The organism is Acinetobacter sp. T63, assembly GCF_053852345.1.
Genome location: NZ_CM132659.1, coordinates 2060986 through 2073935, shown reverse-complemented (window position 1 = coordinate 2073935; position 12950 = coordinate 2060986). Strand labels below are relative to the sequence as shown.

Here is a 12950-nt window from a genome sequence, read left to right as displayed (position 1 = left end):
AAAATGTGCATTACACGATAGAAAGCAGCGTTACACTATAAAGCTGTCTAAAACGTGTCATCTAGATGAGGTAATAGCATCTCGTTTGAGAGACTCGGCTAAGATGAGGTATCAAAATTTAAAAAATATATTTAGTGGTATAACCACTTTTTTGAATTTTTATTACATAATAAAACTGTTGTATTGTTTTTAAAATATATTAACTTTTTTATATATAAAAGAGTTAGTAAAATGTTTTATCTTGATTTAAGACATAATCGGAAAAAAGATAGGAAATCTTCTTATAATGCCTATTGCTATATAAGTAGGATTAAGCATTTTGAGCTTAATAAGGGTGATTTAAATGAAGAGTTAGAGTTTAAAATTTCAGGGAATATGCCTGAGTGGGCGAAAGATGATCCAGAGAAATTTTGGAGTGCAGTGGATAAATATGAAAAAAAAGAAATTAGGGCATCTTGTAGTATTACAGTTGCTTTACCTAAAGAATTATCTAAAGAACAAAGAATAGAATTATCAAAGAATTTAGTGAGTGCTTTTTTTTGTGATGAATTTAAGCTCCCTTATAGCTGGGCTATTCATAGTCATAAAGGTACTTTAGATGGTGAATCTGATCAACCGCATTTGCACCTAATATATTCTGAAAGAACAACACTTGGAAATATAGAAAGGCCACCAGCATTGTTTTTTGAGCAATACCGGCCTAAAAATCCTGAACGAGGTGGTGCTCAGAAGATTACAGCTGATGTGTTGGGGTTAGGACAAAATCAAATTAGACATTACCGCGAGTTGACAGAACAGTTGATAAACGAGTCACTAGAAAAGTATGCTCCGATGAAAACAGTTCGTATAAAGGGCATTGAAGTCCAAGTGCCTAGTCAAGTTTCATGCCTATCTAATGCTAGCTACAATAAGAAATTTGGCACAAAACTAAAAGATGTGCCTCAGATTGAACGTTGGAAGCTTTACAGTGCTGATCCCATAATTCAAATGGATATAAAGCCATTAATTGAAAAAGTGAAGAAAATTCGAGAAGAAAACTTATATGAGCTTTATAAAAATGAATATGAATTGGAACTCAAACGTATTCATAAAATGAAAGCAGAAATCAACAAGACCAAATCAAACAATAATGATTGGGATTATGGCATGTAGATATAGTATAAGTGTAAGAGTATCTATAGTCGGTAATGGTTATTTTACAAATATAATATTTAAGTTGAATCTATTAATAATTTTAAAATAGCCTGACCACAGTTACCACAGTTACCACAGTTACCACAGTTACCACAGTTACCACAGTTACCACAGTTACCACAGTTACCACAGTTACCACAGTTACCACAGTTACCACAGTTACCACAGTTACCACAGTTACCACAGTTACCACAGTTACCACAGTTACCACAGTTACCACAGTTACCACAGTTACCACAGTTACCACAGTTACCACAGTTACCACAGTTACCACAGTTACCACAGTTACCACAGTTACCACAGTTACCACAGTTACCACAGTTACCACAGTTACCACAGTTACCACAGTTACCACAGTTACCACAGTTACCACAGTTACCACAGTTACCACAGTTACCACAGTTAAAAATACCTGCAGATGCAGGTATTATTCAGAACAATGTTTTAGAAAGAGAAATTGCTCAGATACAGTCTTTCGGGCTGGCTTAATTCCTTTTTACCAAAATACTCAAGAATCAATTCTTTATATGATTCATCTTCATTAAAGAAGTCATATAAATGGTAATCCCCCCTAAAAATAAAAGGATCTAAAAGTAGAATTTTCTCTTAAGATACGAGCAGGAGATTCTGCATGAAAACATCTAAATTTACTGACAGCCAGATCATGTCCATTTTAAAACAGGCGGAGTCTGGCACACCTGTAGCCACCCTTTGCCGTGAACACGGCATGAGTAATGCTACCTTTTATAAATGGCGTGCCAAATATGGCGGTATGGATACCTCATTGATGGCTCGACTGAAAGAGCTGGAAGCAGAAAATACCAGACTAAAAAAAATGTATGCTGAAGAGCGATTAAAGGCAGAGATTGTTCAGGAAGCAATGTCAAAAAAGTGGTGAAGCCATCTTGCCGACGTCAGATGGCTCAACAAGCCGTTGCCCTGCATGCGGTTAGTATCCGTTTAGCTTGCTCTGCATTTGGCATTAGTGAAACCTGCTACCGTTATCAGGTTAAACTTTGCGATGACAATGCATTAATTGCTAAACAGCTCATTGAACTCACTGAGGAAAATTCCGATTGGGGATTTGGTCTGTGCTTCTCATATTTACGACATGTTGAGAATCACTGCTGGAATCACAAGCGGGTTTACCGCATTTACTGTGAGTTGGCACTAAATCTGCGTATTAAACCGAGAAGAAGACTAAAACGGCACGCGCCTGAACCATTGAAAGAACCAATCCGAGAAAATCAGGTCTGGTCATTAGATTTTATGCATGATCAGCTGATCGATGGTCGAAAGTTCCGATTATTAAATGTGATTGATGACTACCGTCGAGAAGGCTTAGCGATTGAAGCAGGATTCTCATTACCTACAATCCGAGTTATTCGTACGTTGAATCAGTTGCTGGAGTGGCGAGAAAAGCCGTTAGTTATTCGGTGTGACAATGGCCCGGAGTTTATCAGTCATGAATTTGTACGCTGGGCAACTGAACAAGGTATTCGTATTGAATATATTCAACCAGGTAAGCCACAGCAGAATGCGTATATTGAACGTTATAATCGGACTATACGTTATAGCTGGCTAAGCAAGCATCTATTTGACACACTGGAAGAAGTACAAGATTATGCAACGAGTTGGCTGTGGCATTACAACTATGAAAGACCACACCAAGCAAACAAAGGAAGGCCACCTCTAATGGCTGCTTAACCTCTACTTTTAACTTCGGTTATTTATGGGAGGATTACCCAATGTCCTGTGATCCACTCGTTAAAATAGAAATATTCCTATCTAAATTATCCCAGCCATTTTCTTTTAATACCTTGGCGATATTGGTAACTTTTTTAAATTTTTTCATGAGTCTCCGGAGTCATGATATTCGATTTGTAATTTTTAACCCAAGAATTTTAATTTGTATATATATTTATTTAATTCAATATCTTAGGTTATTTTTTCAAAAATCTTTTGATGGGATTATTTTGTGTTATAAAGAATTCAAATAATGACCTATTCTTAAGGATTTTACTATTGATTTATTCATCCTGAATAATAGGAAAATGGATAAAAGAATAGGACATGTTGATCAAATATTAACCATTTATTGGTGATCATTCGTTGTTTTTTTAGTCAGTTTATGTTTTTAGAAAGTTGTTTTTTTGGGTGGTAAATTGATCACCTATAGTCATTTTTTCATTTTTCTGCATCAAATTAATCATCCAAATTTTAAAACATGTAGTTTTCTGGTTTTTAAGCAAGCAGAAAAGACATGGATTCAAATACACCGACATTTGATCAACAGCGTACATATTCATCGCAAACTTTATCTTCATCAGCACAGGAAAGCCGTTATTCTTTAGATATTAATAAGAGAATATTCCCCGACAGTCGTGAAGTAAAAACATCATTAGACTGGCGTACTTCTAACCGCATATTTAAAGCTAAGCTCCAAGAAATCATTCAAAAAACACTTAAAAATAAGCAAGGAAATCAAATTCAGCAGTGTGGTAAAGCAGTAAAGTGGCTTAATTCAAATGTGGATGTTTTTTATCATGTAGATTCTAAGAAAGTCATATTCAGCAATATACTAGACTGTCGTAAGGGTTGGACATGTCCACGTTGTGCAAGTCGATTGGCTGCTCAAAAGAAAGCAGAATTATTACAACTTCAAAAAGTGGTGCGTAATGAGGGCTTACATGTTTATATGATGACATTAACGATTCCACACTCATTGAAAGATAATTTAAGTGATTTACTAGAACGTCTCAGCCGTGTTCAAAGTAAGTTTACAGATGCACTTCGGGGGAAAAAATGGAAACGCATATTTCCTAAAAATGGTCATATCACAGTGCTTGAAATTACCTATTCAGCGAGTTTTGGGTGGCATCCGCATTTGCATGTTCTAGTGATTTCTGAGCAATATTATACAGACAAAGAAATTAAAACGATTGAAAAAGAGTTATATGAAACCTGGTCTGCAAAATGCCAAATTAGTGGTGTTCAAAAACCGCATAAAAAATTTGGGGTTAAATTACAAAATTGTGCATCGGAAGCAGAGCGATTAGACACTAAAGTGATTCATTACTTGGTTAAGCATGGATTTATAAATGAAATTGATGAGAGGAGAATAGAGGAGAAGATGACCCACGGCGAAAGCCTAACCATTTGGGAAATTGCACTTTTATCTCAACATGTGGATCAACATATTGCTAGAAAATATGGATTGATTCTGCGGGAATATACTCGGTCAATGGTGAATAAACACTTTATAAGATGGTCAAAATTACTCACTGATTATCTCAAAAACAATGGATATGATTTTAAAGATAGGGTAGTTCAAAAATTAAAAAAACAAATACAAAAACAAGTATGGCTAGCAAGGAGGAAGTTGGTTGCTCAAATTGATCACCCTTTATGGCTAAGGATTTGTCGAAAGCCTTATGTGCTACAGCATCAACTTCTACAGAGTGTAGAGTTAGACCTCAAATATGGCATTGCTGAATGTCGTATATACCCAAGAACAGATCGATTACTTAAATATATTCGGCAATCAAAGCTCTATGATTGATGTCAATTGATGGCTTAAAAGTAAGATGCAAGGACTTATGTTGATAGCTAAATTAGGCTGTTGAATCGCTATTTCAAATAAAACCAAAGCCCATCAATTTTAGTATCAGGATCAATCTGAACATCGATAAAATGACTATATTTCATGTTCTCTGCATTACGTTCATGATGAGAAAAAAATGCACCTTGTAGCGCATCACAGTGATAACAGCCATTAGATAAATAGGCTTCGCCTCGTGTCTTACTAAAACGCTTTTTGAGCAGCCCGTACTGGTATGACTGAATAAGGCTAGGTTGATTTAAAATTTCGCTATGTGTATGTGAGAGGTCTTCTACATCTAAGCGGTATATTTTCGTAAATCCCTTGTCATGTGGAATAAAGTAATTAATTTCCATGATGGTATTGGTTGGCTTTTTACATTTCCAACATTGGATTGTATTCATTGCAAATTGCAGTGAGCGGGCTGCATTGGGTTTTAATGAATATTGAACGTCGCCAGACATCAAGGCTTTAAAAAAATCTATAAACTCAACTTCAACTAAATCCGAGTTATCCCAATTGTAAAATGCGCCACTTGTAATGAATTGATGATTTTCTCGATTAAGCCATATAGAAAAAACAGGCAGGTCATAGCTTTGATAATCTAAGACATCCCATTTATTTTTTTGTGTTGTACGTATAAACCAGACGGTACGGATACCTGAAGCAATATACTTTTCTTGACGGCGCTTGGTTTCTTCAATATTTTGCGGTGACCACTGAATCTCAATGGCGATTTTTGCTTTGTTTTTTTCAGCGTAAATGTCTGCAATCCAAATTTCACCTGATGGCGTTTGACCACGAAACTCAGGTGTGACAGTCCATCCATTCTCATATAAGTATTTTAAGATGAGATATTTACAGAACTGATGCTCACGGCTTTCACCAGTAGGGATGCTACAAGTACTAGAAGGATGATGAGCAAAATATTGTGTACCTAGTTTACTCTTTTTAGGTATGGCACGAGTCTGACAGCAAGGCATATGCATGCTTAGATTTTTATATTTATATTTGAGTCTATCCCACTGCTCATCGTTGAGCATAAAGCTAAAAATTTCTTTATTTTCAATAATACTTAAAAAACCCATATGTACTACTAATTAATATTCTTTTGCACAGTCTATCTCTAGCAAAACATGTTGTAAATCAGGCACAATCATCACTATAAATTTCAAGTTTTATAGCCTTAGGGCAAGCGGTATTTTTTAATGACAAATAATAATTTTTCACAGGTAGCAGCATTCATTTGGTCGGTAGCAGATTTACTGCGTGGTGACTTTAAACAATCCCAATATGGTCGTGTGATTTTACCTTTTACCTTACTGCGCCGTCTTGAGTGTGTGTTGGCGCCAACTAAAGCCGAAGTGCTTGCTGCGAATGAAAAAATAAAACAAATGCCTTTACCAGAAGAAGCCAAAGAAAAAATGCTTCTCAAGGCAACAGGTGGACTGTCATTCTTTAATACCTCTGAATTGGATTTAGGTAGTCTGGGGCAAAAAGACATCCGTGCCAACCTGAACAACTACATTCAGAACTTTTCTAAAGATGCCCGAGAAATCTTTGAACACTTCAAATTTGACGAATTTATTGGTCTACTGGATGATGCCAACTTACTTTATAAAGTGGTGCAAAAGTTTGCTGCAACCGATTTAAGTTATAGCGCCGTATCGAACCATGAAATGGGCTTGGTGTTTGAAGAATTAATTCGCCGTTTTGCTGAAAGCTCCAATGAAACTGCAGGGGAACATTTTACCCCACGTGACATCGTACGTTTAACGACTGGTTTGGTCTTTAGCAAAGATGATGATGCTTTGACTAAAGAAGGCATTATCCGCACCGTATATGATCCCACGGCGGGTACGGGTGGCTTTTTATCCTCGGGTTCAGAATATGTCTATGAGCATAACCCTGAAGCGGTAATGCGGGTTTTTGGTCAGGAACTCAACCCAGAGTCATACGCGATCTGTAAAGCGGATATGCTGATCAAGGGGCAGGATGTACGTAACATCAAACTGGGTAATACACTCTCCAATGACCAGCTTGCCAAAGAAAAGTTTGATTACATGCTGTCAAATCCACCATTTGGTGTGGATTGGAAGAAGATCGAACAAGACATCAAAGATGAGCATGAGCAAAAAGGTTTTGAAGGTCGTTTTGGTGCAGGCTTGCCACGTGTGTCGGATGGTTCTTTGCTGTTCCTGATGCATCTGATTAGCAAGATGCGTGATACTGACAGCAATGGCCAGGGGAGTCGTATCGGCATTATCCTGAATGGTTCGCCGTTGTTTACCGGAAGTGCAGGTAGTGGTGAAAGTGAAATCCGCCGTTATATCCTAGAAGCCGATTTGTTAGAAGCGATTATCGCGCTACCAACCGACATGTTCTATAACACTGGTATTGCGACCTATGTGTGGGTACTGAGCAATAAGAAAGATGCTGAGCGTAAAGGCAAAGTGCATTTGATTAATGCTACTAGCCTCAGTTCAAAAATGCGTAAGTCTTTAGGCTCGAAGCGTAATTATTTAACCGATGAAGAAATCCGTACCATTACCCAAAACTACGGCGCATTTGAAGCGGTAGATACCTTAGCTCATGATGGTGAAAGTGATCAGAAAAAGCCTTTCTCAAGTAAAATCTTTAACAGTTACGAATTTGGCTACCGCCGTGTGACCATCGAGCGTCCTTTGCGTTTATCGGCTCAGGTGAGTGATGCTGCTGTAGCATCCTTACGTTTTGCACCGAAGCCATTTAATGCCGTGATGCAAAAGCTGTATGAGCAATACGGCGCAACATGGACAGCAGACAGTTATGGTCAATTGACTGAGTATGAAGCCGAGATTCGTGCGCTGATTAAAGCTGAATTTAGCGAACTAAAAGAAAAAGACATTAAGACTGTACTTGAGCCAAAGCTTTGGTTAGAACAACGTCAGTTATTCAATAAAGCCCAAGCCTTACAAGCCAAAATTGGTACGGCGCAATGTGATGACTTTAATGCCTTTGATGATGTCCTCAAACAAGCACTCAAAGATGCCAATGTGAAGCTTGAGAGCAAAGAGAAGAAGCAATTTATTGATGCGATCACCTGGAAGAATGCCGAAGCTGAACCTGTCATCAATAAAGTGGTGAAAGGCTCAGAAAATCCGCTTTATGGTCAGTTTGCTTATAAAGGCAAAGTGGTTGAGTTTGTGCAGGATGGTGATTTGCGTGATGCAGAAAATATTGCCTTAAATCCAAATGTCAGCACCACCGATTTAATCGAGTCTTATTTTAAGCGTGAAGTTCAACCGCATGTGCCTGATGCGTGGATCAATGCCGATAAGCGTGATGCTCAGGATGGTGAAATTGGCATTGTGGGTTATGAGATTCCGTTTAACCGTCATTTTTATGTGTATGAACCGCCACGTGATTTAAGTGAGATTGATGCGGATTTAGATGCGGTGAGCCGTGAAATTATGGCACTTCTGCAAGAGGTGCATTCATAATGGCAAAGTATCAGAAATATGCTGAATATAAAGATTCAGGTGTTGAGTGGTTGGAGCAAGTTCCTAAAAATTGGGAAATCATCAAGATTAAGCACCTTAGTTCAGTGAAACGTGGAGCTAGTCCAAGACCAATTGATGATCCTAAATATTTTGATGATAATGGGGAGTATGCATGGGTCAGAATTGCTGATGTTTCAGCTTCAGATACTTACCTTTTAAATACTACTCAAACGATGTCTGATTTAGGTAGTTCTTTAAGCGTAAAGTTAGAGCCGAATGAATTATTTTTAAGTATCGCTGGTACAGTTGGAAAGCCATGTATTAATAAAATTAAGGCATGTATTCACGATGGTTTTGTTTATTTCCCTGATTTAAAAATTCCTAATAAGTTTTTGTTTTATGTGTTTGCAGGAGAACAAGCTTATAAAGGGCTTGGTAAAATGGGAACTCAATTAAATCTAAATACTGATACTGTTGGTGATATTAAAGTTGCTTTACTCAAATCTATTGAAGATATTCAAAATATTATTAATTTCCTCGACCATGAAACCGCAAAAATTGACAGCTTAATTGCCAAGCAAGAAAAGCTGATTGAACTGCTTAAAGAAAAGCGTCAAGCGGTGATTAGTCATACAGTGACCAAAGGTTTAAATCCTAATGTAGTAATGAAAGATTCAGGTGTGGAATGGTTAGGGCAAGTGCCTGAGCATTGGGAAGTTTCAAGATTTAAATTTGTATGTTCAAGCATTATTGCAGGACCATTCGGTTCTAGTATTACAAAGGATATGTATGTACCTAAGGGGTATAAAGTTTATGGTCAAGAACAAGTAATTCCAAATGACTTTGAAATTGGTGATTACTACATTTCTGAAAAAAACTACATAGAACTGAACCGTTATGCAGTATATCCAAAAGATATTTTGATTAGCTGTGTAGGTACGTTCGGCAAAATTGCTGTCTTTCCTGAAAATGCAGAAAAAGGGATTATTAATCCTCGACTAATAAAAGCAACAGTATCTAATAAATTTAATCCGTATTTCTTTCGAGAATATCTCAAAAGTGATGCTGTCTTTAAACAGTTCGAACAACTGTCTAGAGGTGGAACTATGGGGGTGATTAATATTGGTATTCTGAATGAGATTATTGCTGTAATTCCTCCAATAAAAGAACAGGATGATATTTATAATTTCATTCAGAAACAAAAACATAAATTCAATAACTTAATTAATAAAGCTGAATCAGCCATTCAACTGATGCAAGAACGCCGTACAGCCCTTATTTCTGCTGCGGTTACAGGCAAAATTGACGTTCGTAATTGGCAAAACCCCAACTATAACAACAATGAAGCGAATACGGAGCTTGGCGCATGAGAAAGGATGCAACTTTAGAAACCGAGTTCCAACAAGACATTATTCGCCAAATGCAGTCGCACGGTTGGCAACTTGGCTCAGGTATAGGCTATAACCGTGAAAAAGCTTTGTATGAACAGGATGTTTTAGACTTCGTACAAAAGACCCAAGACAAAGAGTGGCAGAAATTTAAAAACATCTTCCCCAATGATACCGAACGCCATTTTTTAGATACCGTGGAGGCTCAGCTTAAAAAAGCCGACATCAATGCCACCGATGTTGAATCTCGCAGTTATGGCACATTGGGCGTATTACGGCATGGTATCCGTACCCGTGGGGTACGTTTCTCATTTTGCCAGTTTAAACCTGAGCATGGCTTAAACCCTGAACTGAATCAACGCTATCAGCAAAACATCTGCCGTGTGGTGCCTGAGTTGGTCTATAGCCCATACGCCAGCAAAGCCGAACTAGAGGCAACAGGCAAACAAGCCAAAAAATGGCGCACTGATCTGGTCCTGTTTATCAATGGTTTTCCAGTGGCAACTCTAGAACTCAAGTCTGAGTTTAAACAGGCTGTGCAAAATGCCATGACACAGTATAGAAAGACTCGCTTACCCAAGGACCCTGAAACCAACAAGCCTGAACCCTTACTGATGTTTAAACGTGGGGCATTGGTGCATTTTGCCGTGAGTCAGTATGAAGTGTATATGGCGACACATTTAAATGGTGACAGTACCTATTTCCTGCCATTTAACAAAGGTACTTCAGCCCAGGGTGCAGGCAATGACATTCCTGATGATCCTAATCAGTATGCAGCAGGCTATTTATGGAATGAAGTACTCACACCTGATAGCTTGCTGAATATTGTTGGTAACTTTATCCATCTTCAGATTGAAGAAAAGGAAGACTGGGAAGGTCGTATATACAAAAAAGAGAGCCTGATATTCCCACGTTATCATCAGTGGAAAGTGGTCACCAAACTGGTTGAGGACTCATTAGCTGAAGGCACAGGACAGAAATACCTGATTCAGCACAGCGCAGGTTCGGGTAAATCTAACTCGATTGCATGGACGGCGCATCAGTTGTCCAGTCTGTATGATGCTCAGAATAAGAAGATGTTCGATTCTGTCATTGTGGTGACAGACCGAACCATTCTGGATGCACAGCTACAGGATACCATCTATCAGTTTGAACATGCAGATGGCGTCGTGGGGCGGATTAACAATAAAGAAGGTGATGGCTCTAAATCCGAGAAACTGGCAAAAGCCTTGGAAATGGCGCAGCCGATTATCATCGTCACCATTCAGACTTTCCCGTTTGTACTGCGTGCTATTGAAAACAGTACCAGCTTAAAAGAGCGTAAATACGCCGTCATTGCCGATGAGGCACATTCTTCACAAAGCGGTTCTACGGCGCGTCAGCTCAAAGAAACCCTAATGCTTGAAGAGCGTGAAGAAGATGAACAGCTTTCTTCGGAAGATGTACTTGATGCGGTGATGGCATCACGTAAGGGTAGTGCAAACCTAAGCTTCTATGCTTTTACTGCAACGCCTAAGGATAAAACCTTACAGCTGTTTGGTCGTGTGCCTGACCCGACTATGCCGCCGTCTAAGACCAACAAACCTGAAGCTTATCATGTCTATTCAATGCGCCAAGCCATTGAAGAAGGCTTTATTTTGGATGTACTGAAAAACTACACCAACTATAAAGTGGTCTATAAGCTTAAGCAGAAGATTGAAGAAAAAGACGATAGCGTAGATGCCAAAAAAGCCAAGATTAAGCTCAATCAATGGGTGCGCTTGCATGATTACAACATCTCGCAAAAAGTAGCGGTCATCATTGAGCATTTTAAAAAGAATGTCATGGGCTTACTCAACAATCAAGCTAAAGCCATGGTAGTGACCAGTTCACGTAAAGAGGCAGTACGCTATAAACAAGCCTTTGATAAATACATCACTGAGCAGAAATACCAAAACATTCAGGCGATGGTGGCCTTCTCAGGTGAAGTTGAATTTCATGAGAATGATTCGGATAGTAGTCATCTATTGGGTCAAAAGTTCACTGAAAGCAATATGAATCCAAACTTGAAAGGCCGTGAAATGCGTAAAGCATTCGATAGCGATGATTTTCAGGTGATGATTGTGGCAAACAAGTTCCAGACCGGCTTTGACCAGCCGAAGCTGTGCGCCATGTACGTAGATAAAAAGTTGGGTGGAGTTGAGTGCGTACAGACCTTATCTCGTTTGAATCGTACTTATCCGGGTAAAGCAGAAACAGGTACCTTTGTTCTGGATTTCTTTAATGAACCGCAAGATATTCTGGATGCCTTCCAGCCTTACTACCAAACGGCAGAACTGGCAGATGTGTCCAATCCTGATCAGGTGTACGATCTGGCCAACAAGTTGAAGTCAGCAGGTATTTTCCTTATGACTGAGGTAGAGCAGTTTACAGAAGCTTTCTATAGCAAGAACAAATCCAATGCAGCACTTGCCAATATCTGTAAGCCTGCGATGCAACGCTGGCAACATCGTTACACGGCAGCCGTGAATGATTATGATGTCACTAAGAATCGTTTAGAAATTACCAAGCGAACCAATGAGCCTGTACTCATTGCCAATGCCGAAAAAGAATTTACAGAAGCAAAAAAAGCACGTGATGCTTTAGAAATCTTTAAAAAGGATTTGGGGAGTTTTACCCGTTTCTATGAATTCATGTCTCAGATTGTCGAGTACGATGATAAAGATCTTGAAAAGTTGAGTCTGTTTGCACGTACCTTACGTCCAATGCTTCGTGAACAAGTAGCGGATGAAGATGTGATTGACCTGAGTAATGTGGAAATGACGCATTACCGTTTGTCTAAGCTCCGTCAGCAAGATATTCAGTTACAAGCGGATAGCACTGAACATAAGCTAGAACCTGCTAATGATGTAGGTACAGCAAAAGCAAAGGATAAGAAAGAAGATTTCTTATCGCAAATTTTGCGCCGTGTGAATGATCTCTTTGTGACAGATAATTTGACCGATCAAGACATGATTAATTATGCATATACGGTTGCAGATAAAATGGCTGAGAACACACGTATGATGACGCAAATTCACAATAACCCACGTGAACAAGCGATGTTAGGCGAGTTTGACACGGCGCTAGATGATGCAGTGCTAGATAGTAATGCTGCTCATATGGAGCAAATGACACAGCTTATGAGTGATCCTGCGAAAATGAAGCAATTTGCACATATTATTTACGATGTGTTGGTTAGTAGAAATCAATAGCAACTAAGTAAATCAAAAATATATTTAGAGTATAGAAATGAATTTTTGGCAT

At 38.6% G+C, this 12950-nt stretch carries 8 protein-coding genes; 6 read left to right on the top strand and 2 right to left on the bottom strand.

Going from position 1 to position 12950, the window contains the following annotated elements:
• The first annotated feature begins 231 nt into the window (after positions 1 to 231).
• Complete coding sequence (locus ACVLR6_RS09955) at positions 232 to 1152, top strand: MobA/MobL family protein (protein WP_321121079.1); 921 nt, start codon at positions 232 to 234, stop codon at positions 1150 to 1152.
• Between the two features lie 82 nt (positions 1153 to 1234).
• Here the strand turns inward: ACVLR6_RS09955 and ACVLR6_RS09950 are convergent, their stop codons facing one another.
• Positions 1235 to 1594, bottom strand: coding sequence for a hypothetical protein (locus tag ACVLR6_RS09950; RefSeq protein WP_455995115.1), 360 nt, complete (start codon positions 1592 to 1594; stop codon positions 1235 to 1237).
• Between the two features lie 231 nt (positions 1595 to 1825).
• Between ACVLR6_RS09950 and ACVLR6_RS09945 the strand changes: the two genes are divergently transcribed.
• Both ACVLR6_RS09945 and ACVLR6_RS09940 read left to right on the top strand, forming a co-directional pair.
• Positions 1826 to 2901 (top strand): IS3 family transposase gene (locus ACVLR6_RS09945; RefSeq protein ID WP_455995114.1). Its coding sequence is split into 2 segments (ribosomal slippage): positions 1826 to 2078 and positions 2078 to 2901, totalling 1077 coding nucleotides; the frame shifts between segments, so codons are not numbered across the junction.
• Between the two features lie 556 nt (positions 2902 to 3457).
• Positions 3458 to 4756, top strand: coding sequence for a protein rep (locus tag ACVLR6_RS09940; protein ID WP_455995113.1), 1299 nt, complete (start codon positions 3458 to 3460; stop codon positions 4754 to 4756).
• 68 nt (positions 4757 to 4824) lie between these two features.
• On the opposite strand, the gene ACVLR6_RS09935 is transcribed toward ACVLR6_RS09940, so the two are convergent.
• A complete protein-coding gene (locus tag ACVLR6_RS09935) occupies positions 4825 to 5883 on the bottom strand; it encodes a competence protein CoiA (protein ID WP_455995112.1) in 1059 nt (352 codons plus the stop codon).
• Between the two features lie 120 nt (positions 5884 to 6003).
• Here ACVLR6_RS09935 and ACVLR6_RS09930 point away from each other — a divergent pair, with 120 nt between their 5' ends.
• The 3 genes from ACVLR6_RS09930 to ACVLR6_RS09920 are packed head-to-tail and all read left to right on the top strand — an operon-like array spanning position 6004 to position 12898.
• The gene (locus ACVLR6_RS09930; RefSeq protein WP_455995111.1) at positions 6004 to 8277 is read left to right on the top strand and encodes a type I restriction-modification system subunit M; all 2274 of its coding nucleotides are present in this window, start codon (positions 6004 to 6006) and stop codon (positions 8275 to 8277) included.
• A complete protein-coding gene (locus ACVLR6_RS09925; RefSeq protein WP_455995110.1) occupies positions 8277 to 9647 on the top strand; it encodes a restriction endonuclease subunit S in 1371 nt (456 codons plus the stop codon). The genes ACVLR6_RS09930 and ACVLR6_RS09925 overlap by 1 nt, the downstream gene beginning before the upstream one ends.
• Positions 9644 to 12898, top strand: coding sequence for a type I restriction endonuclease subunit R (locus ACVLR6_RS09920; RefSeq protein ID WP_455995109.1), 3255 nt, complete (start codon positions 9644 to 9646; stop codon positions 12896 to 12898). Before ACVLR6_RS09925 ends, ACVLR6_RS09920 begins: the two co-directional genes overlap by 4 nt.
• The last annotated feature ends 52 nt before the right edge of the window (positions 12899 to 12950 follow it).